20 protein-coding genes and 1 tRNA gene are annotated in these 21,863 nt (G+C 36.9%); 7 read left to right on the forward strand and 14 right to left on the reverse strand.

Annotated features, from left to right (window positions below; translation table 11 throughout):
- Window positions 1–165: 165 nt before the first annotated feature.
- The gene (locus ASG21_RS09980; RefSeq protein ID WP_056079105.1) at window positions 166–2,598 is read left to right on the forward strand and encodes a thiamine pyrophosphate-dependent enzyme; all 2,433 of its coding nucleotides are present in this window, start codon (window positions 166–168) and stop codon (window positions 2,596–2,598) included.
- Window positions 2,599–2,648: 50 nt separating this feature from the next.
- On the opposite strand, the gene ASG21_RS09985 is transcribed toward ASG21_RS09980, so the two are convergent.
- From ASG21_RS09985 to ASG21_RS10000, 4 genes are read right to left on the reverse strand one after another with little or no spacing between them, the layout of a single operon-like run.
- On the reverse strand, window positions 2,649–2,993 hold the full coding sequence (locus ASG21_RS09985) for a DUF4377 domain-containing protein (protein WP_056079107.1): 345 nt from the start codon (window positions 2,991–2,993) through the stop codon (window positions 2,649–2,651).
- 8 nt (window positions 2,994–3,001) lie between these two features.
- On the reverse strand, window positions 3,002–3,367 hold the full coding sequence (locus ASG21_RS09990; protein WP_056079111.1) for a DUF962 domain-containing protein: 366 nt from the start codon (window positions 3,365–3,367) through the stop codon (window positions 3,002–3,004).
- Between the two features lie 4 nt (window positions 3,368–3,371).
- Entirely contained in the window at window positions 3,372–3,977 is a 606-nt protein-coding gene (locus ASG21_RS09995; RefSeq protein WP_128414272.1) for a hypothetical protein, read from the reverse strand.
- Between the two features lie 4 nt (window positions 3,978–3,981).
- Window positions 3,982–5,658, reverse strand: a complete 1,677-nt coding sequence (locus ASG21_RS10000) for an amino acid permease (RefSeq protein WP_056079116.1) — start codon at window positions 5,656–5,658, stop codon at window positions 3,982–3,984.
- A 252-nt stretch (window positions 5,659–5,910) separates the two neighbouring features.
- On the opposite strand from ASG21_RS10000, the gene ASG21_RS10005 reads away from it, so the two are divergent.
- The 3 genes from ASG21_RS10005 to ASG21_RS10015 all read left to right on the forward strand — a co-directional run bounded on the left by ASG21_RS10005 (window position 5,911) and on the right by ASG21_RS10015 (window position 10,879).
- Window positions 5,911–8,874, forward strand: a complete 2,964-nt coding sequence (locus ASG21_RS10005; RefSeq protein WP_056079118.1) for a tetratricopeptide repeat protein — start codon at window positions 5,911–5,913, stop codon at window positions 8,872–8,874.
- A 78-nt stretch (window positions 8,875–8,952) separates the two neighbouring features.
- Window positions 8,953–10,734, forward strand: a complete 1,782-nt coding sequence (locus ASG21_RS10010) for a TonB-dependent receptor (protein ID WP_056079121.1) — start codon at window positions 8,953–8,955, stop codon at window positions 10,732–10,734.
- Between the two features lie 71 nt (window positions 10,735–10,805).
- A tRNA-Arg gene (locus ASG21_RS10015) sits at window positions 10,806–10,879 on the forward strand.
- Between the two features lie 119 nt (window positions 10,880–10,998).
- Here ASG21_RS10015 and ASG21_RS10020 read toward each other — a convergent pair.
- The 10 genes from ASG21_RS10020 to ASG21_RS10055 all read right to left on the reverse strand — a co-directional run bounded on the left by ASG21_RS10020 (window position 10,999) and on the right by ASG21_RS10055 (window position 18,129).
- Window positions 10,999–11,199: a DUF2945 domain-containing protein gene (locus ASG21_RS10020; protein ID WP_056079123.1), complete on the reverse strand. Its 201-nt coding sequence runs from the start codon at window positions 11,197–11,199 to the stop codon at window positions 10,999–11,001.
- 210 nt (window positions 11,200–11,409) lie between these two features.
- Window positions 11,410–12,057 (reverse strand): MarR family transcriptional regulator, encoded by a 648-nt coding sequence (locus tag ASG21_RS10025; protein ID WP_056079126.1) that lies wholly within the window; start codon window positions 12,055–12,057, stop codon window positions 11,410–11,412.
- Window positions 12,058–12,105: 48 nt separating this feature from the next.
- Window positions 12,106–12,804 carry an SDR family oxidoreductase gene (locus ASG21_RS10030; RefSeq protein WP_056079129.1) on the reverse strand — a complete coding sequence of 233 codons (699 nt, stop codon included), beginning with the start codon at window positions 12,802–12,804 and terminating at the stop codon, window positions 12,106–12,108.
- Window positions 12,805–12,909: 105 nt separating this feature from the next.
- The gene (locus ASG21_RS10035; protein ID WP_056079132.1) at window positions 12,910–13,191 is read right to left on the reverse strand and encodes a TIGR03643 family protein; all 282 of its coding nucleotides are present in this window, start codon (window positions 13,189–13,191) and stop codon (window positions 12,910–12,912) included.
- Complete coding sequence (locus ASG21_RS10040) at window positions 13,191–14,669, reverse strand: cryptochrome/photolyase family protein (protein WP_056079136.1); 1,479 nt, start codon at window positions 14,667–14,669, stop codon at window positions 13,191–13,193. Before ASG21_RS10040 ends, ASG21_RS10035 begins: the two co-directional genes overlap by 1 nt.
- Window positions 14,657–15,229 carry an FAD-binding domain-containing protein gene (locus ASG21_RS20600; RefSeq protein ID WP_241773483.1) on the reverse strand — a complete coding sequence of 191 codons (573 nt, stop codon included), beginning with the start codon at window positions 15,227–15,229 and terminating at the stop codon, window positions 14,657–14,659. The genes ASG21_RS10040 and ASG21_RS20600 overlap by 13 nt, the downstream gene beginning before the upstream one ends.
- A gap of 57 nt (window positions 15,230–15,286) precedes the next feature.
- Entirely contained in the window at window positions 15,287–15,958 is a 672-nt protein-coding gene (locus ASG21_RS20605) for a deoxyribodipyrimidine photo-lyase (RefSeq protein ID WP_241773484.1), read from the reverse strand.
- Window positions 15,910–16,065, reverse strand: a complete 156-nt coding sequence (locus ASG21_RS19935; RefSeq protein ID WP_082482412.1) for a DUF2256 domain-containing protein — start codon at window positions 16,063–16,065, stop codon at window positions 15,910–15,912. Before ASG21_RS19935 ends, ASG21_RS20605 begins: the two co-directional genes overlap by 49 nt.
- Window position 16,066: 1 nt before the next feature.
- Window positions 16,067–17,389 (reverse strand): AarF/UbiB family protein, encoded by a 1,323-nt coding sequence (locus ASG21_RS10050; protein WP_056079139.1) that lies wholly within the window; start codon window positions 17,387–17,389, stop codon window positions 16,067–16,069.
- An 80-nt stretch (window positions 17,390–17,469) separates the two neighbouring features.
- The gene (locus tag ASG21_RS10055) at window positions 17,470–18,129 is read right to left on the reverse strand and encodes a TetR family transcriptional regulator C-terminal domain-containing protein (RefSeq protein WP_056079140.1); all 660 of its coding nucleotides are present in this window, start codon (window positions 18,127–18,129) and stop codon (window positions 17,470–17,472) included.
- A 97-nt stretch (window positions 18,130–18,226) separates the two neighbouring features.
- On the opposite strand from ASG21_RS10055, the gene ASG21_RS10060 reads away from it, so the two are divergent.
- The 3 genes from ASG21_RS10060 to gndA all read left to right on the forward strand — a co-directional run bounded on the left by ASG21_RS10060 (window position 18,227) and on the right by gndA (window position 21,860).
- Window positions 18,227–19,666: an SDR family oxidoreductase gene (locus tag ASG21_RS10060; RefSeq protein WP_082482413.1), complete on the forward strand. Its 1,440-nt coding sequence runs from the start codon at window positions 18,227–18,229 to the stop codon at window positions 19,664–19,666.
- A gap of 265 nt (window positions 19,667–19,931) precedes the next feature.
- Window positions 19,932–20,216 (forward strand): hypothetical protein, encoded by a 285-nt coding sequence (locus ASG21_RS10065; RefSeq protein WP_056079142.1) that lies wholly within the window; start codon window positions 19,932–19,934, stop codon window positions 20,214–20,216.
- Window positions 20,217–20,441: 225 nt separating this feature from the next.
- Window positions 20,442–21,860 carry an NADP-dependent phosphogluconate dehydrogenase gene (gene gndA, locus ASG21_RS10070; protein ID WP_056079146.1) on the forward strand — a complete coding sequence of 473 codons (1,419 nt, stop codon included), beginning with the start codon at window positions 20,442–20,444 and terminating at the stop codon, window positions 21,858–21,860.
- Window positions 21,861–21,863: the final 3 nt, after the last annotated feature.

Genomic DNA, 21,863 nt, shown 5'->3' on the forward strand with positions numbered 1-21,863 from the left:
TTTTTTGCAGTTAATCCTTTTTAAAATGATTCTTTTTTAAACAAAGATTTTGCAATCTTTCAAATTTATCAAATTTTTAAAATAATTCTAAAAAAATATGAATTCTATAAAATTGTTTTATCGCAAACAGTAAAAATTATTTATATTTGTAAAAATCATATTGTAATGCAGACAACTTATATAGAAACGCAGCAGATTTCTTTTCAGGATTTTAAAAATCAGATACTTAGCGATTACAAATTAGGAAGAATTTCCCGCGAGATGTCTTATCTTGGCAGAAGAGAGGTACTTACCGGAAAAGCAAAATTTGGTATTTTCGGGGATGGTAAGGAACTTCCACAGCTTGCAATGGCTAAAGTTTTTAAAAATGGAGATTTCCGCTCCGGATATTACAGAGATCAGACTTTTGCATTGGCAGCAGATGCTCTTACTGTTGAAAGTTTCTTCGCTCAGCTGTACGCAGATACAAGTGTTGAGCGTGAGCCTGCGTCTGCAGGTAGACAGATGAACGGTCACTACGCTACAAGAAGTTTGAATGAAGATGGAAGCTGGAAAGATTTAACAGCACAAAAGAATATTTCTTCTGATATTTCTCCTACTGCAGGGCAAATGCCAAGATTATTGGGTCTTGCACAGGCCTCCAAAATATATAAATCAGTAAAATTTGAGGGTTCTGAAAAATTTTCTCAGGATGGTAATGAAGTTGCGTTTGGGACGATTGGTGATGCTTCTACTGCGGAAGGTCATTTCTGGGAAACTTTAAACGCTGCATGTGCATTACAGGTTCCAATGATTGTTTCGATTTGGGATGATGGCTATGGAATATCTGTACCTACGATGAAGCAGCGTGCTAAAGCTGATATTGCTGAAATGCTCAGCGGATTCCAGAGAAAAGAAGGTGAATTTCAGGGTTGTGAAATTATTCAGGTGAAAGCCTGGGATTATGCTTCGCTGTTGGATGCCTATGCAAGAGCTGAGCATTTTGCAAGAACAGAATCTGTTCCTGTGGTGGTCCATGTCATCGAAGTGACGCAGCCTCAGGGGCACTCAACTTCAGGATCTCATGAAAGATATAAAAACGAAGAAAGACTTGCATGGGAAGCTGATTTTGATGGTTTGGTAAAATTCAGAGAATGGATTTTAAACTACTCAATCGAAATTGAAGGTAAAGAAGAAGTGCTGGCAACTGCAGAAGAGCTGGACGCGATCGATGAAGAAGCAAAGAAACATGTAAAAAGCGGACAGAAAACTGCATGGGAAAACTATCAGAAGACAATCACTGACCTTACAAAATCAGTTTTACCTTTGGTTGAAAATTTAAAGGGACAAAATTCTGAAATTGAAAATCACGTCAATAATTTCAATAAATTGGTTTCAAAAGCTAAAAAGGATGTTTTCCACTTAGTGAGAAAATCTTTACTGGCAACAAGAGGAAGCAGTTCGTCAGAAAGAAATCAGCTGATGCAGAAGTACAATGAGATTTTTGAGGTTGAAAAAGACAATTATTCTTCTCACTTATATTCTCAGTCTGAATGGAAGGCTGAAAATGTAAAAGAAGTAAAACCTGTTTATTCAGATTCTTCTGAAGATGTGGATGGCAGAGTAGTGATCAGAAATAATTTCGATAAAATTTTCAATAAATATCCTGAAACTTTGGTCTTTGGTGAAGATGCCGGAAATATCGGCGACGTGAACCAGGGTCTTGAAGGAATGCAGGAAAAATACGGTGAACTTCGTGTTGCCGATACCGGAATCCGTGAAGCTACGATTCTCGGACAGGGAATCGGGATGGCAATGAGAGGTTTAAGACCCATTGCTGAAATACAGTATTTAGATTATATCTTGTATTGTTTACAAGGAATGAGCGATGATTTGGCAACCGTTCAGTACAGAACAAAAGGCGGACAAAAAGCACCTGTAATCATCAGAACGAGAGGTCACAGACTGGAAGGTGTATGGCATTCTGGTTCGCCAATGGCAGGGATTTTAAATCTTTCAAAAGGTATTCTTATTTTGGTGCCGAGAAACTTAACGAAAGCAGCAGGATTTTACAACACCATGCTACAAAGCGACGAGCCAGCCGTAATCGTTGAATGTTTGAATGGATACAGATTAAAAGAAAAACAACCTGATAACATCGGTGAATTCACTGTACCTGTAGGGAAAATTGAAGTGACAAAAGAAGGAAAAGATGTAACGTTGGTAACGTACGGTTCAACCTGGAGAATTGTTACCGAAGCTGCAAATGAACTTGAGAAATTAGGAATTTCGGCGGAAGTGATTGATGTACAGTCGTTAATTCCATTCGATTTGTCTCATGAAATCGCTGAATCGGTGAAGAAAACCAACAGGTTGGTGGTTATCGACGAAGATGTGGAGGGTGGAACTTCAGCGTTTATTCTTCAGCAGATTTTAGAAAAGCAAAAAGCTTTCAGGTATTTGGATTCTGATCCGTTAACAATTGCTGCCAACGATCACAGACCTGCTTATGCGAGTGACGGAGATTATTTCTCGAAGCCATCTGCCGATGATATGGTTGAAAGAATTTATGCTATGTTTAATGAAACAAATCCTGAGAAATATCCAGCAATATTTTAATTGGAATATTAAATAAATCTGAAAACCGCTTTTTTAAAGAGCGGTTTTTTTTATTTCTTAACTTTCGAAACCTGTTTTACCAATATATATTTTATTGAAGATCCGTCCATTGGTGGATTGGCGATTTTCTCAGTTTTCACTTTCAATTCATATTCAAATCCTGGTTCATAGGTAAATCCTTCAATATTCGAATAGAAATTTCCCCAACTGTCGGCCGCATTTTCTCTTACCTGAAGACATTTCATCGGCATTACACCAGTACAGTCTTTAGTTTCTGAGCCTACAAACAGTGTTTTTTCTGCTGAGTTTGCCGTTTGAGAAGTCGCAGTACAGTTTAAAAGAATAAATGCTGAAAATGAGATGAAAAACAGTTTAATAAATGATATTGTCTTCATATTGAAAATTATTTTGAATTTAGATTTTCTGAAACTTCTTCATCCCTGTCAACTTCTACTTTTGGTTTAGAGAATTTCTGTTTTCCGGTCAAAAGATCAAAAAATAGTTTAAAATCCGAAACGAGTGACCAGAAAGGATATTTGAAAGTCGCAGGAGTGTTTCTTTCAATCACAGCATGGCTCAACCATGCAAAGCCGTAGCCAAATAGCGGAACATACCATAGAAACCTTTCCTTACCTGAATAAATAACATAACCAATGACAAAAAATACCAGCAGGGTGCCGGTGAAATGTAAAATTCTTGTTCCTGTTTTGCTGTGTTCAGTGAGATAAAACTGATAGAATTCACTGAATATTTTTATTCTCTCAGACATAACTTTAATATTTTAAAGTTCCGATCATGTAGGTTTTTGAAGCGTTCAAAGCTTTTGAGCTTTCGGTTTTTTCTTTTACCACTCCTTTATTCTGAATGTAATTGGAGTGGATAAAATAAGTGTCTCTGTTCTCCCGTGTGATAAATCCTGTATGAAAATCGAGTCCGACAATGTAGACTGTATTTTGCGGTTTGGATAAAATGTAGTTCTCTAAATCTTCTCTTTTATTGAAATATTTGATTTCGGTACAAAGTTTTTTAATCATCACAGAAGAAGGCTGTTGTGCTAAGTAAACGCGTTCAATTTTAATACCAAAATCACTTAAAATGTTGGTTACAAAGTATCCGCAGGCAATAGTTCCCGATTGAGGATTACGTGTTGTACCTCCAAAAGACCATGGTGTGCCTTGCCAGTATTCCGGAATGTCATAATTGATGTATCTCAAAAAATACTTTCTCTTTTCAGCCTCAGTTTTTGATTTAATCTGATTTAAAAATTCCTTGTACGAAACTCTTTCTACACTATTTTCAACCGGAGAAGAACCGATATTTTCAGTCTTTTCACTGCATCCCAAAATCATCAGGACAAGTATAAAAAGTATTTTTTTCAAAACTTTAAGCCTGTTTCAGTTTGCTGTTTCTGTAGCCGTAAAAGAAATAGATTACAAGCCCGATCGCAAACCAAAGTCCAAACCAGAACCAATTGTCGTGGCTCATTCCGGTTAGAAGATAAAGACACGAACTTAAACCAATCAAAGGAATTAAAGAGAAATTTTTAATAAAAGTGAAAACACAGAGAATCAGATTAATGATGATAAAAAAGAATATCGAAGCTCTGAATTCTCCTTCTTTAGGATCGTTCCAATCCATTAAATTTTCAAAAAACGCTGGCTGGAAATAGTAAAATCCAATCACAGTTCCAATGAAAATAACAGGAAAAATAATCTTTCCATTGATGTAAGGAAGGTGAAATCTACCTTTAATTTTCTGTTTAGCGGGCAACATCAAAACTCCTGCACATACCAACACAAAAGCGAAAATAGTTCCAATACTTGTGAAATCAAGTATGAAACTTTTATCAGTAAAAAGAATAGGGATACCTACCACAATACCAGTTACGATGGTTGCGAAAGATGGTGTTTTGTATTTTGGGTGAACATTCTGAAATTTTTTAGGCATCAGTCCGTCGCGACTCATCGCATACCAGATTCTCGGCTGCCCCATCTGGAATACCAAAAGTACTGTTGTAATCGCAATAATGGCAATAAATGACACCGTAAGTTCCATCCACGCGACATTGGCATTGGTTCTCTCGAAAATAAAAGAAAGCGGATCTCCAACGCCGTCAAACTTTCTGTAATCTACCATTCCGGTCAAAACTAAAGTCAGAGCGATATAAATTACGGTACACAGTGCAAGGGAAATGATCATTCCCTTAGGTAAAGTTTTCTGCGGATCTTTAGTTTCTTCCGAAAGTACACTCAGCGCATCAAACCCAATGTAGGCAAAAAACACTCCCGAAACAGCACTCATTACTCCTGCAAAACCGTTTGGCATAAATGAAGTTACCTGTGTTTCAGGATTCAGAGGAGTCCAGTTTCCGGTATTGATAAATTTAAATCCGACCAAAATTACAAGTACAATTACGGCAAGTTTTAAAATGACCAAAACATTATTGAAATTCTTACTTTCTTTAACTCCGACAAAGCACAGCCATGTGATTAAGCCATTGATAACCAAAGCCGGAATGTCAAGAATTATTTTTAAACCTCCGATTACCGGAGCATTTTTCCAGGCATTTAAAAGTTCGTTATTGGTAGACTGTGGCGTGCTGAAGAAGGCTTTTTTGGCCTCAGTATAACTGCAGCTGAAATATTCAGGAATATGTACATCAAGTCTTCCGAGGAAACTTGTAAAATAATCTGACCATGAGAATGCAACGTAAATATTACCAAAAGAATATTCCATAATCAGAGCCCAACCGATGATCCACGCAATCAATTCACCAAAACTTGCGTAAGCGTAGGTGTAAGCAGATCCGGCAGTAGGAATTCGGCTCGCAAACTCAGCGTAGCAAAGAGCTGTAAATCCGCATGCAAAACCACAGATGAGATACAGCAGAATAACTCCTGGACCTCCGCGGAAAATGGCCTCGCCTAGGCTGCTGAAGCTTCCCGCGCCGATGATGGCGGCAATTCCAAAAAAAACAATGTCCCAAACCCCTAAAACACGGAGCAATGAAGTGGAAGTATCGGTTTCTGAATAGATCTTTCTTCTGAAAAGTTGATTCATTAATAGTTTATTTGAATTGAAAAAAACAAATGTAACTAAATCTTTCAGAATATTACGTTTTTCTTAACATTTCTTAAGGGAAAGTTAATTAACTTTAAAAAATAATCCACATACTAACAATATGTTAAAAACCTTGTTTAAACAATATCTTTTTGATATTTTCGTTGGTAAATTGTGGATAAATATTATCATTAATTTTAAAGACTTAAACACTTAATATTCAACACAGATCATTCAAAAATTTTGTAATTAATGAGATCAAAAAAAATACTTTTAGCCGCTGCTGTCATCTATTTCGGGATTTCCGACGCACAGCAGTCACAATATTTCAGCCAAAAAGAAAACTACAGATTCGGTCTTGCCGAAAATCTGTATCAAACCAAAATATACAACGCTTCACAGTACGAATACGCAAGACAGTACTTTTACAATCAGAATCTTTCAAGATCCAAAAAGGAAGCTGCTCAGTTTTTTGATAATGTCATCGGTGTGATTCTTCAGAAAAATCATGCGGAAGAAGGTTTGACAGCTTTCATCAAAGAATATCCGAAATCTGCTTATTTCGCACAGGCGAATCTTCCGCTGGCTGATTATTATTTAGCCAAAAAAGATTTCAAAAAAGCGCTCGAAACTTTAAAAAAAGTTAACCAGTATCAGCTGACAAAAGAGGAGAACACGCAGTACATCATGAAACTGGGTTATGCCAAATTTATGCTCGGTGATGCCAAAGGTGCGATCGATGCTTTGGAAGAAGCTTACAAAACTGCCGACGGTACACAGAAAGGCGATATCGCTTACATGCTTGGACATTTAAATTATGCCGGCAGAAATAATGACAAAGCTTTTCAGTATTTTGATTCCATTAAAAATGAAGAGAAATATTCGAAACTCGTGAGACCTTACTATGTGCAGATGTATTTTAATGAAAAGGATTACGATAAGGCAATTACAGAAGGAAACGCACTTTTAAACGAAGATATTTCTGAATCTTACAAAGCGGAAGTTCACAAAATCATCGGGGAAAGTTATTTCATGAAAGACGACTACACTTCTGCATATCCTCACCTCAAAGATTATCTCGCTGTACAGCTCAATCCTTCAGAAAATGATCTTTACGAAATGGGATTTGTTGCCGCAAAACTGAAAAAGCATGACGAAGCGGTATCTTATTACAATCAACTGGTGAATTCCAATTCGGCTTTGGCTCAGAATGCTTATTACCAGTTAGGAAATGCTTATCTGGAAGTTGGCAAAAAGCAGGAAGCACTTTCGGCATTCAGATCTTCTTATCAGATGAATTATGATAAAGGTGTGAAAAAGCTGGCTCAGGAGCAATATGCAAAATTGAGTTACGACATCGGAAATCCGTTTGAGAATGCTTCTCAGGTTATTCAGAATTACATGACTGAGAACAAAGCGGAGGCAGACAATACCGAGATGAAATCACTTTTGGTGAAATCTTATCTGTATTCGGGGAACTACCGTGAAACTTTAAATGCAATCGACAGACTTCAGAATTCCACACCGGAAATCGATAAAATTGATCAGGAAGTTTCTTATCTTTTGGGAACGGAAGAATTTAACAAAGGTAATTTTGATGAAGCTGAACGTTTTCTTTTGAGAAGTTTAGAATTTAATATCAATAAAGAATTCAACAGCCGTGCGCTGTACTGGCTCGGACAGACTTATTATCAGAAAGGAAATTATCCTTCAGCAATCGTGCGTTACGAAAAGCTTTTATCCGAAACTTTCCCTGAAAAACAGCAGTTACCTTATGATTTGGGTTATGCTTATTTTAAATCGAAAAAGTTTGATCAGGCTCAGAAATACTTTAAACAGTACTTAAATAATCCTAAAACGGAATATAAAAGCGATGCCCAGCTTCGTTTAGCGGATATCGATTATGCCAACAACGATCTGGATGCAGCGATTGCCGTGTACGACCAAAATCAGGATGCAACAGATTATACTTTGTTCCAAAAGGCGATGGCTTTAGGATTTAAAGGTGATAACAATGCTAAAATTACCAACCTGAAATCTTTAATTTCGAAATATCCGGATTCAGAATACACAGACGATGCTCAGTACGAAATTGGTGTTGCCTATGCAAGTCAGGATGATTTTTCAAACTCTTCAGATTTCTTTGCAAAAGTAATTAAATCTTCTTCTGACCGCGATTTGGTTGCCAACGCTTCTATTTACAAAGCTCAGAATTTGATTGACCAGAACCAGAACGATAAGGCACTTTCGGAACTGACTTCTCTGGGTCAGCAATATAAAAATACGCAGTACGCAGATAAAATTGTGCAGGCTGCCAAACCGATCTTTACCAAAAATGGAGATGTTTCAGGTTACGAAACTTTTGCCAGAAATTTAGGCGTTAATGTAGATGCTTCTGAAATTGATGAGATCAACCTTTCTACAGGAAAGCAGTTCTTTGCTAAAAAAGATTACAAGAATGCCATTTCTTATTACGAGAAATATTTGACTCAAAATCCAAGCGGAGAAGGTCTTTATCAGGCGAAATACGAGTTGGGTGAAAGTTATTATCAAACCAAAAATTCCACTAAAGCTTTATTGGTTCTTCAGGAGGTAGGAAATGTAGCCAACGACTATCAGGACGATGCGCAAACCAGACTGGCGCAGATTTACATCGCTCAGGGAAATTCTTCTGAAGCGAAAAAATATCTTGAAAGTCTTGTTAATTCTTCAGACATCAACATCAGAAACTACGCAAATGTGGAAATGATGAAAATTTATGCTGAGGAGAAGAATTTCTCTCAGGCCGAAAAATTAGCTGACGCAGTTATTTCAAATAATAAAAACTCAGCTGCTGTTATTGAAACGGCGAAAGTCATTAAGGCAAGAAGTCTGATGAATGCAGGTAAAGATAAAGATGCGCAATCGGCATTTGCTGCTCTGGAAAAATCTTCCAATACGGAAGTTGCTGCAGAATCTCTGTATGCAAAAGCCTTTTATCAGAATAAGGCGAAGTCATTTAAAACTTCCAATGAAACTATTTTCAAGCTGGCCAACAATTATGCGTCGGAAGAATATTGGGGTGCAAAAGCATTGGTTTTAATGGCTAAAAATTATGTGGGTTTAAAAGATAATTATCAGGCGAGCTATACCTGCGACCAGATTATATCAAACTATGCAGACTTCCCGGAAATTGTAGCGGAAGCAAAAGAGGTTAAAAAAACGATTAAAAAGTAAGATGTACGATGTACAGAGTAAAATGTACAAAGCAGAAAACATAATACATCACATTATACATTAATACAATTTTTAAAAATGAACAAGCAAATTCAAATACTATCCATATTATTTCTGGGAATTTATTCAGTTGCTTTCTCGCAGATCAAAGAGGAAAAACTGATACTTAATAAAAAAAGAGAGCCGGAAGTAAAAAAAATTGAGAAGAAAAAAACTTCAGTGGAAACGGTGAAAAACTATCCGCCTGAAGAAAAATCTGCCAATCCTGTAAAATATACCATCACTGATGTTCCTGTGGTAAGCGATTTTAAGACATCAACCATTCAGGGGGAAGATGTAGCTCCGAAATTTGATGAAACGGCTCAGGACAACTACATCCAGTTTGGAATGGGAAATTATGGCAAAATCTTAGGTGATGCCCACGTTTCTAAAGTTCTCGAAAACAAACTTGAAGTTGGTGCAGATGCACATTGGCTTTCTACACAGGGGCTGAAAAAAGATTATGCGTGGGATTCGAAGCAAAGTGCTGCAACCATTGGTGCTTTCATGAATTCATACGGTGAAAAAGGGAAATTTAATCTGAATGCAGAATATGGTTTGGATCATTTCAACTATTATGGAATCTATGCGCTACAGCCTGATGCGGGTGTCAACTTAGACCAAAAGGTCAATCAGTTTAAAGTAAACGGTTACTACGATTTTTATTCCAACGAAATTCTGAATGATGTAAGAGTAAAATCTTCATTTCTGACCGACCATTATGATGCAAAGGAAAATCAGGTTTCTGCTTTGGCAAATCTTTCCAAACACGCTGTAGAACTCGGAGATTCCGGCTTTACACTCAGCGCTGATTTAGGTTTAGGTTTGGACGCCGTGAAAACAGAATTCACCATCAGAGACGCCAATACCTCCAACTTTGTAAACGCTCATTTAACTCCAAAAGTGAGTTTCAGAAAAGGTGATTCCTATTTAACCGTTGGTTCATCATTCGCTTTTTTAAATTCTAAAAATGATAATTTAATTTTAGCGGAACAGTTAAAGTCCAATAAAACTTACTGGTTTCCGCAGGCTGAATTCCAGTACGCTGCTGCCAATGAATTTAAATTTTATGGAGGAGTAGACGGTGGTTTAAAACTGAATACTTACAGCGAACTTTTACAGGACAATCCGTTTTTAGTTTCGGACCAATATCTGAGACCAACGGAAACAAAATACCATTTTTACGCAGGTTTAAGAGGAGATATCGACGAAACTTTCAAGTATGATGTCTCTGCAGGTTTTGGAAAAATGAATAACATTATGTTTTTCAGAGCCAACTCACTTTTTGATAATGCATTTACGCTCAACCGTTCTGCCTACAACTTTGCAAATACTTTCTCAACTGTTTACGATGACGGAAATGTGAGTGATATCAAAGGAAGTTTACAGTATTTCCCGCTTGAAAATCTTGTACTTGACGGTGAATTGCGATTCCAGAAGTATGATTTGAACAATTATAAAAATATTTATAACGTTCCTTTGCTTACTGCATCTTTCGGAGCAAAATACACGATGCTGGAGAAAAAACTTCTTTTAGGCTTCAAAGGAATCTTCGCAAGTGACAGAACCACAAATTCTTACACGCTGACGCCGGTTCCTGATCCGTTGGTGACAGGTTCTACTGTCTATCAGTCTGCAGAAGATATTGATGATAAAGTTGATGGTTATGCAGATTTAAACTTATCCGCAGAGTACAGATTTCACAAAAATTTTAGTATTTTCGCAGTCGGAAACAATCTTCTCGGTGCCAAATACCAAACTTTTCAAGGCTACAAAGTTTTAGGAGCACAGGTTTTGGGAGGCGTTAAGATTACGTTTTAGAGTACGAGAGTGGCAGTGTTTGAGGGTTCAAGCCCGATGTCTCTGCCACTCTACAACTCTCCAACACAAATGGCTTCGTAGTTCAACTGGATAGAATATCGGATTTCGGCTCCGAGGGTTGGGGGTTCGAACCCCTCCGAAGTCACAGTAAGCAAACTCTTTATAGATAGGAGTTTGCTTATTTTTTTGTTTTGGAGTATTATAAAACCAAGTAACAAATTCGGTAACAGTTTTCAGGTAAATTTTATATTTATCAAAAAATTTCTAAATCTTCTTTAAAGCCGACGCTTTATGCACAGCAGATTTACCGGTTTTTTCGCTCATCACTTCATATTGAGGTTCATCTTCCGACGCTCTTCGCTGGCGTTCCATAAAAACAAAGTCTTTTGTGTGAATCTTCGTTACAACTCCATGGGTTTCGCCATTCTGAAACTTCCATTTTACGTGATCTCCTTTTTTTAGCATTGTATTTTGATTTAGGATTGGTGTTGAATAGTATACTTAAAATATCAGATGAAATTTTAATTATAACTTTTTATTCAAATACTGTGCTGTATCTGGATAATAATGTTACGCTGTCTCTGTAATTCAATTGAGATTTTAATCGTCTTCTCAACAGATTTCAATTACTCAGTGTTTTATTTTAAGTTTAAGAAAGCTTTCATATATTTAAAATTAGCCAAAAATTTCCACAATGTTTTCAATGCTTACATTTTTATAATCAGCATAAATATGGGCGTGAAATTCGTTTAATTTTTTTAAAATCCTCAGCAGTTCCGCTTTTTCGAAGTCACTTAATTTTCCAGATAAAACTTTTGACGTTTTGTTCACCTTCTCAACAGACTCATGAAAAACCTTCTCACCTTTTGGGGTCAGACTAAGTCTTTTGCTGCGTTTATCGTCTTCGTCATTTTTCTCATGCAGAAATCCTGCTTCCAACAGTCTTTTGATGATTTGAGTTCCTGTCTGTTTTTCGTGTCCGTTTTTTTCAATCAGCTGAATTTTGGTTAAGAAAGGTTCATCTTTTAAACGGTACAGATAGGTAAACTCCTCATTTGCCAGGTCAGGAAAATCTCCCAGACCTTTTCTGATCACCAGTTTTGAATAGCGTCCTAAGAGAAGAACCTGCTTGCAAATTTCATTTTCCGTAAATGAAACCTGATGATTTTCATTCTTAAAAAGTTTGGTAGGGCTTTCATCCGCATACTTTTTGTCATTCATCCACACCCGGAAGTCCTCCAGATCAGCATTTGGTTTGTAAGAATCAGAGTTTTCAAATTCTTTTACTTTCTGTAGAAGATTGATGAAAAAGTCGGTCTGCATAGTTTTAATTTGGAGTAAAGATATTGGTTTTTTGTTTTCTGAGAAGAATCATAGTTTTAAGCTGCCCATTCCACCGTCAATCCCAATGATTTGTCCGGTAATCCATGAAGAGTTTTCAGACAGTAAAAATTCCACCATTTTTGCAATCTCTTCTGCATTTCCAATCCTCTGCAAAGGATGTCTTTTACCCGAAGCATCACGTTTTTCAGGTGTTGAAAGAAGCTGTGAGGCAAGATTTGTATCCGTGAGAGACGGTGCAACGGCATTGACTCTTATTTTTTGTGAAGACAGTTCAGCAGCGAGACTTATCGCCAAACCTTCAACAGCGCTTTTACTTGCTGAAACTGATGCATGGAAAGGCATTCCAATTTTCGCGGCAACTGAACTGAAGAGGACAACTGAAGCGCTTTCAGATTTTTTTAACTGAGGCAATAATTTCTGTACTGTTTTCACTGCACCTAAAAAATTGATTTCAAAATCATTTTTAAAATCGTCAATGGTCAGCCTGTTAAAAGGTTTCAGATTGATACTACCCGGAGCATATACCAATCCGTCAATTACCTCAGGAAAGGCAATATCATCAAGATTTCCAGTGAGGATATCCATGGGGTGAAAAGTGATATTTAAATCTCTGATTTCAGAATTTTCAGTTTTTGAGATGCCTGTCACGCTGTAGTTTTCTGAGAGCAGTTTTGCGGTGGCAAATCCAATTCCCTGCCCGCAACCAATGATAACTATGTTTTTCATATTTTCATGTTCTTGTTTGATTCACTATTGATTTTTCTTTATACTTTATTGCAGAGACTTTTTTACTCTGGTTCTCCGTGATCTCCGTGCATTTATTCATTTCATTTATCGCTTAGAAATTCTGTTATGGCTTATTGCGCGCTGTCTTGAACACTTAAATCTCTCAATTTCAGGATTTCTTTTCATCAGATGTTTTTGGCTTACACCCGAGTTCACTCTTTTTCTCCACAGCCTGAAACTTGAAGGTTTCAGTTCTCTTCTCATCAGATCAATCACTTCAGATTCAGGAATTCCAAACTGATATTTTATTGCTTCAAACGGCGTACGGTCTTCCCAGGCCATTTCAATGATGCGGTCTGTCTGTATTAAGTTAAATTCTTTCGTCATTATATTAAATTTTCAATTGTCTGTTTTGCGATTCTAAAGTGTTCAGATTTTTTTTCATCAGCCATTTTATCCAATGTCCGCAACATCATTCCAAGCCTTGGATTAGTTTCAAAAAAATTGCGGTTATCATTTACAAAATTCCAGAAAAGGGAATCCCATTTTTCAGTCCATTCACCATCAGGATAATCGCTCATCTTTTTTATATAATTACTTCCGCTGATGTACGGTTTCGTGCTCATTTTCCCGCCGTCAGAGTAGCTGCTCATTCCATATACATTTGGTACCATCACCCAGTCGTACGAGTCGACAAACAGTTCCATAAACCACTTGTAAATATCATGAGGATTTAATTTCAGAAGATTCATTACATTTGCGAAGAGCATAAGCCTTTCAATATGATGAGCATAGCCTGTCTCCAGAACTTTCAGAATTGTGCTGTCGATTGGTTTCAAACCTGTTTCTCCTGTGTAAAAACAGTCAGGTAGAGTAATCTGATGTTTCCAGTAGTTTTTATTCCTCTGAAAAGTTCCCTGATACAGATAAATTCCTCTCACAAACTCTCGCCAACCCAAGATCTGCCGTACAAATCCTTCCAGCGAATTGATTGGTATTTTATAGTCTTCCGCATATTCAATCGCTTCTTTTAAGACATTTTCCGCGGTTAATAGACCAATATTCAGCAGTGGCGACAATACGCTGTGATGCAAAAAGTGTTCGTGTTCTACAATGCTGTCTTCATACACTCCAAAATCGGCGAAACGCAATTCCAAAAACTGATTAAACCAGTTTTCAGCTTCCTCAAAAGTAGCAGGGTAGAGCTGGTAAGGTGTCAAATTACCGTAATTTTCACCAAAATTTTTCTCAGTATAGATTTTTGCTTCTTTGTAAAACTCACTGTTTTCAGGAAAATAAATGGATGGTGCCTTTTTATTTTTGGGATACTTCTTCCTGTTTTCTGTATCAAAAGTCCATTTTCCACCGGTAGGCTTGCCGGCCTTCATCAGGATATTTCGTGATATCCTCTGCTGTCTGTAAAAATCGGTTTGATGATATGATTTTTTATCGTCAAAATATTCTTTTAAATCTTCCCGTGTGTTGATGAACAAAGGACTGTCTAGAATTTCCAGGTTTAGTTTCGTTTCCTTAATCCGTTTTTCAAGCCAGTTATCACAAACATCCGTAATAAGAATTTTAGTGAATTTTTCTTTTTCCAGATGTTTTATCAGCTTTTGAACATCAGAAAGAGGAGAATAGCTGTCAATATATTCAACCTTAAATTTTAATTTTATTAAATAATTTTCATAAAATTTCATGCTCGCTCTGTGGAGTGCAATTTTCTGTTTGTGAAATTTGTACTGTCTGAAAAAAAGAAATTCTTCCACCAAAAAAACAGGTTGACTTTTGTCGAGATACTCTGTGTCTTTGAAAAGTTGGTGCGGAAAGATCAGTTGTGCGGTAGATAATTTTATTTCAGCCATAACTTTCTGAATTTTTGATCGGGATCATACTGTTCTGCCTGCTTTTCAGCATTGAATGTTCTGCTTCTCGGGTCATTTCCAACTCCTGCGAGATACATCCAGTTTCCATAATTGCTGTGTACATCATAGTCGATGAGCATTTCTTCAAAATATGCAGCACCTGTCCGCCAATCCTGTTTAAGAATTTTACAAAAATAGGAAGCTGCATTTTGTCGTCCGCGGTTGCTCATCCAGCCAGTGTTTTTAATTTCCTTCATGTTGGCATTAATAAAATCAGAATCTGTCTTGCCATTTATCCAGTTATTGATTAAGTATTGATCTGATTCAAAATCATATTCATTTTCTCCAATTCCATCCTGTTGAAATATCTTGTTCCTGAACTGCATTGAAGTATATTTAAAAAAATCACGCCACAAAAGTTCGAAAACTAACCAGTATGTTGATTCGTTGCTTCCAAATATAGCTTCATATTTTTTGATTTCATAAAAAACGGATACGGGAGATAAACTACCGTTGGCAAGCCACGCAGAAAATTTGCTGCTGTAGTCTGAGCCTGTCATACCATTTCTTGTTTCCTTGTACGAACTGAGATTTTCAGTCTCAAAGAAATAGGAATTTTACCGTCGCCAACCTTCCGTTTCTCCACCTGAAAAAGGAAATGCAGTAGAACTGTTATTTTCAAAATCATCAAAACCCAACGTTTTCATACTGATGTGATCGCTCTCCGGTCGCGGACTTAAAATTTCTCCTCCGTAAATAAGATGTTCAGAATCAAATTCACTTCTAATTTTAAAATCTTTTTCAATCTTCTGTCTGAATGTTGTAAAAAGCAACGGAATTCTGTTCAGTTTATCATAAACAAAATCTGTCTCCAGCAATAGCTGTGAATAAGACCGTATCCATTTTGCGGAAGGTGTAATTTGCCTGACCTGATTTTCTGTTTCAGTTTCTTCCTTTGTCCATTCTCTCTGACAGAATATGTTTTCAATCTCAAAATGTCCGGATATCTGTTTGAAAATTTCTTCTGTCCTGCCAAATTTTTTCAGAAAAGGAATGTTTTTTTGATCTAAACTTTTTTCCAGATCCAAAACAGTTTCCAGTAAAAATTTAGCCCGGAATTTTCCGATCTTCCTGAAACCATGGTGTGTGTCGGTGTAAAATGTTTCGTCAAAAATATACACGGCAAGAAAAGGTAATTTTTCGTGAGAGATTTTAAATAGAGACCTACTGTCTCTGATTCTTAAGTCATTTCTGAACCAGAGGATGTTGATTTTTTGTTTTTTCGGCATCTTTCGCTGCAGTATTTTACTTCGTTCCAATTCTTTTTCCATTTTTTTCTCCAGTTGAAAGGCAATCCGCAGACTTCACAGATTTTTGAAGGCAATCCGGCTGGCATTTTACTGTATGAAATTTTTATATTGACTGATGATGATATCTTTGGCTTTTAAATCGTGCATCATGTTGTACAGACCAAAGAATGTTCTGTTGACATAAATGAAATGTTTTGACCCACGGTTCGTATTCATTCCTTTCATATCGCTGAGTTTTGCGTAACGCTGGCCAAGATCTGCAATCTCCGTAAAAAAGGTTTCGTCTGAAAAATCAAAAGTTACAGCATTGAAAGGTCTGGTAAACAATTCCAGCAACTCATAGAATAATTTTGTGAAAAACGTCTGTTCCTGCGGAGTATCATCAGGACGCAAAATTTCGAGCTGGAAAAGCTTTTCCCTGAATTTCTCCGGATTAATCAGATTTTCTCTCTTAGCCAGTTCGAAGTATGGTTTATAAAAGTCATTCGGAATTTCCTTAATGCATCCGAAATCTATCACCAACAGTTTTTTATCTTCAGAAACCAAAAAGTTTCCCGGATGCGGATCTGCGTGAACCTGCTTGAGAACGTGCATCTGATACATATAAAAATCCCACAGCGTCTGTCCTATCTTGTTTAAATCCGACTGAGAATTTTGCTCTTTTGTAAATTCTGAAAAATGTTTACCCTCCATCCAGTCCATGGTAATTATTCTTTCACATGAAAACTCAGGATAATATTCAGGAAAATCAAGATTAGGAAGGTGACTGCATTTTTCAGAAATGTCCTTACTTCTTTTGAGTTCAAGTTCATAATCAGTTTCTTCAAAAAGTTTATTCTCGACCTCCTGAAAATATGATTCCGACCCTTCTTTTCTTATATTAAACATTTTAACAGCAATAGGCTTCACCATTTTAAGATCGCTCGAGATGCTTTCTCTCACTCCCGGATACTGAATTTTTACAGCCAGTTTTTTTCCTTCTTTTTCAGCTCTGTGAACCTGCCCAATACTTGCAGCATTCACAGATTCACTTGTAAACTTATCAAACAGATCCTCCGGATTTTTCCCGAAATACTTTCTGAATGTTTTCTTTACTAAAGCTCCCGACAGTGGTGGCACCGAAAACTGTGACAGAGAAAATTTTTCAACATATGCCTGAGGCAAAATATTTTTCTCCATACTCAACATCTGGGCAACTTTCAAAGCTGAACCTTTCAATTCTTTCAGAGAATCGTAAATATCGGCGGCATTATCCTCATTCAGTGTTTGCCGTGCTTCATCCTCATCTTTATCTTTTGTAATTTTATTTCCGTAATATTTAATGTAATTAACGCCAACTTTGGCGCCTGCTTTCAGCAAACTGCCTGTTCTTTCTAACTTTCCTGTCGGTATTCTGTTAAGTGTTTTCATTCTTAAATATCATTGTTCTTACATTAAAGGAGTTCTTCTGTTCTTTTAAAAAGTATCTCCCAATAATTTAAATTAATTATTTACCCCTTTCTGAATTTTTCCTTAAATAAAAATTTACCAAGGTCGATTACTTTTCGCAAAGGTTCATTGTCCATCAGTTCAAATCCTGTATCTACTGTTTTTTCGATAAAGATATCTGTCTTCTCAAATGAAGGCGATGTATCTTTTTTCCAAAACTCAATAGATGAAACCAGATGAAGCCACAAAACCTCCTCCCTTGCTTTTTCATGAAAATTTTTCACATCTTCTTTTGCCTTTTTAATCATCACCCAGTCATCAAAATCAAGAGTTTTTATAAAATTCCTGTGTGCGTCACGGAGCTGGCCTGAGATTTTTGCTGAATGCATTTTATCGCTCCCCAAAATCATAAGAACCAATGAGCGGTTCATCGTCATATTTTCAAAAAAAATGAAGTAGACATTTAAAAGTTTTTCTTTTGACGTGATTTCCGCAGAATTATTTACCTCCGCAGCCAGTTCTACAGATTTATTAAAAAGACTGACCAGCATCGATTTTTCAATCTGTTCAAAACCCGAAAAGTAACTGTAAAAATCTTTCTCTTCAAATTCATTGTCCTTCGCGAAACGGTAAACATTTTTGGGTCTTTCACCATGATTCAGGATGTAATCGCCGTACAGTTCAAATATTTTATCTTCTGTAATTATATTTTCTTTTTCCATTGTTTAATTTTATCTATTCAAATTTAGTAAAATATTTTACTAATTATATGGATAAGGTATATAAATTGTATAATATATTTCATTTAAAATATCAATCGTGGAAAAAATATTACTCACAGGAGCAACAGGTTACATCGGAAAGAGAATGATAAGTGTAATCACTGAACAGGGATACAAAGTTGTTTGCTGCAGTCGTGATGTCAGTAGGTTCTCTAAACCTTCCGGAATTGATGATCATTTGATTGAGGTGGTGGAAGTGGATTTTCTGAAGGAAGAAACATTAAAAAACATTCCAGAAGATATCTCAGGTGCTTATTATCTGATGCATTCTATGAGCTCAAGCAGTGAATACGAAAAATCAGAACAGATATGTGCTGAAAATTTTGTTTCTGCGATTGAAAAAACTCAGTGCCGACATGTAATTTACCTCTCAGGACTCGTAAATCAGAAAGAATTATCTAAACATCTTAATTCAAGGTTCAATGTTGAAAAAATATTGATCGAAAGCAGTGTACCAACTACGGTTTTGCGGGCAGGAATAATTATTGGTTCCGGAAGCGCCTCCTTCGAGATTATCAGAGATTTGGTAGAAAAACTTCCTGTAATGATTACACCCAAGTGGCTTACAACAAAATGCCAGCCAATTGGTATTGCAAATGTGCTTGATTTTCTGATTTTTACACTTTTCAGAGAAGAAACTTACCGGAAAAGTTTTGATATTGGCTGTGATGATGTGCTTACTTATAAAGAAATTCTGCTTGGCTTTGCAAAAGTCAGGGGCTTGAAAAGAACTATTATTACTCTGCCGGTAATGACACCAAAATTGTCGTCTTACTGGCTGTATTTTATCACTTCCACAACCTACAGTCTTGCAAGTTCTCTTGTCGGAAGTATGAAAATAGAAGTGGTATGCAATAAAGAGAGTTTGTCTGAAATAAAAAGAATAACGGGAGTACATCCATTTTCTTATGAAGAAGCCTTACAGAGGACGATGGCAAAGATTCAGGCCAATGAAATCAGATCCAGCTGGAAAGACAGTTTCATCAGCAGCAGAAATGATTCTTCACTCAGGGATTTTATAGAAGTGCCTCATTTTGGCTGTTTCAAAGATATAAGAAGTGAAAAATATGACGACCGTGAAAAGTGTCTCGACCGTGTCTTCGGTCTTGGTGGAAAAAATGGCTGGTACGGGCAGAGTCTTTGGAAAATAAGAGGCTATCTTGATGTATTGGTTGGCGGTCCCGGTCTCAGGAGAGGCAGAACGCATCCTCTGCAATTGCATGAGGGTGATGCTCTGGACTTTTGGCGTGTAATCTACGCAAGCAGGGAAGAAGGCAAGCTTATTCTTTTTGCCGAAATGAAACTGCCGGGAGAAGCCTGGCTGATGTTCAGATTAACAAAAGGAAAACTGTGGCAGAAAGCAGTTTTCCGGCCCAAGGGATTGTGGGGAAGGTTATATTGGTTTTCAGTACTTCCTTTCCACGGGCTGATCTTCAAAGGAATGCTGAAGCGACTGGCGACTGGTTCAGGTTTATAAACATGCTGAATCCAAATTTTATCTGATGAGAACAGAAAATTAGACATTTGCGTAGTGTACTGCAGATTTCTGTTTACAAATCTAATTTATTTTAAAAAATATTCAATTGTAAATCTTTCGAATTGTAATGAACTTTTTGTTTTTTCAATTTGAAAGATTTAAGAAAAATTGTTTAATTGTAAAAATGCTTAGAAATATAATCACCGTAACAATTTGTTAACACTAAATAAAAATATACCATTCACATATGACGTAATTTTACACCATGGGAAAGAAGAAAAAAAAGGTGACGAAAGAGCAGCTGGATGAACTGAAAGTTTTGAGAAAACAGCTTTCGCCGCAGTTATCTGTCGATAATAAAATCAATACTTTGATTCAGGTAAGTCAGGTTTTGAGAACGATTAATTTGACGAGCACTTTTGCCAGCAATATCTCTACAGAATTTACCGGACTGGAAGTTTTTGGAGAACGCTACAACAATTTTCCAAGAATTACCAGCGTGATCGATGAAGCCATCAGCTTTTATGATGAGCAACTGAATACGGTTTAAACTTATCATTTTTATCTGATGAAATTGATCCAACCAAATCATTTCAAAAGGTATTTATTTTTTCTGAATTTTTTCAATTTTATGTGTTATGCAAATTAACACTATGTGATTATTGATGAGATAATTATAAAAAAATGATTGTTTTTTTACAAGCTTTATTTTTTTCATCATAGGCATTTCCGTAAATTTATACGCTGATAACAGAATTCATATAATATCAGTAAAATGGAAGGATATAATTTCGGAATGATCGGTCTCGGTGTAATGGGGCGGAATCTTCTTTACAACATCGCCGATAAAGGCTTTTCTATAGCAGGATTTGATCTTGATGCCATAAAAATAAGAGAATTACAGGAAGGTGTAACCCATGCAACGAAAGTCATCAGCACCGCAACGGTAGAAGATTTTGTTGCAGCACTCGAAAGCCCCAAAAAAATTATTCTGATGGTTCCTGCCGGCGTTCCTGTTGATGCCGTTCTGTACAGTCTTACTCCTCTTTTAGTTCCCGGTGATATCGTGATTGATGCAGGTAATTCCTACTTCAAAGATACGGAAAGACGTGTGGCTGATTTAAAGGAGAAAAATCTTCACTTCATGGGAATCGGTGTTTCCGGAGGTGCAGAAGGTGCGAGAAGGGGACCGAGCATTATGCCTGGAGGTGATTTGGAAGCTTTTAAATTAATCCAGCCAATGCTGGAAGCGATTTCTGCGAAAGTAAATGGAGACGCCTGTACAGCTTATATGGGGAACGGTGCTGCCGGAAACTATGTAAAGATGGTTCACAACGGAATTGAATACGCCATCATGCAGCTGATCAGTGAAGCTTACGATCTTCTGAGAAAAGGAGCTAAACTGAATAACGATCAGCTCCACGAAGTTTTCAAAGAGTGGAACACCGGCGAGATGAATTCTTATCTGCTCGAAATTACAAGAGATATTTTTAAGCAAAAAGATGATTTGGAAGAAGGTTTTCTTGTTGATCAGATTTTAGATAAAGCCGGAGCGAAAGGTACCGGAAAATGGACGTCCGAGCAGGCGATGGAAATCGGAGTTTCTATCCCAAATATTGATACGGCTGTGACTTCAAGAATTTTATCGGCTTACAAAGAAGAACGTACAAAGGCTTCACAAATATATTCTAAAAACGAAATTACAAGTCCGGAAAATACAGAACTGTTCATCAAAGAAGTGGGTGAGGCGCTTTATCTGGCGACGATTATCAGTTATGCCCAAGGTTTGGCATTATTGGTAAGGGCTTCTGAGGAATACAGTTTTGAAACTTCTCTAAAAGATGTGGTGAAGATTTGGAGAGGTGGATGTATTATCCGTTCTGTTTTGCTGGAGAAATTCTATGTTGCCTATACAAAAGATTCAGATCTATCCAATATTTTACTTGATCAGGACATTTCAGAAATCGTTAAAGCCAAAATTTCATCTTTACGAAATACTGCAGCATTTGCCGCTAAAAACGGAATTTCAACTTTAGGAATTCAGTCTGCCTTAGGATATTTTGATGCCTACACTACGGAATCATTGCCTGTGAATTTAATTCAGGCTCAGCGTGATTATTTCGGAGCACATACCTATCAGAGAACCGACAGAGAAGGAATCTTTCACACAACCTGGCAGACTGCCATTATTTAATAT

This window comes from Chryseobacterium sp. Leaf394 (assembly GCF_001424105.1).
Lineage (GTDB): Bacteria > Bacteroidota > Bacteroidia > Flavobacteriales > Weeksellaceae > Chryseobacterium.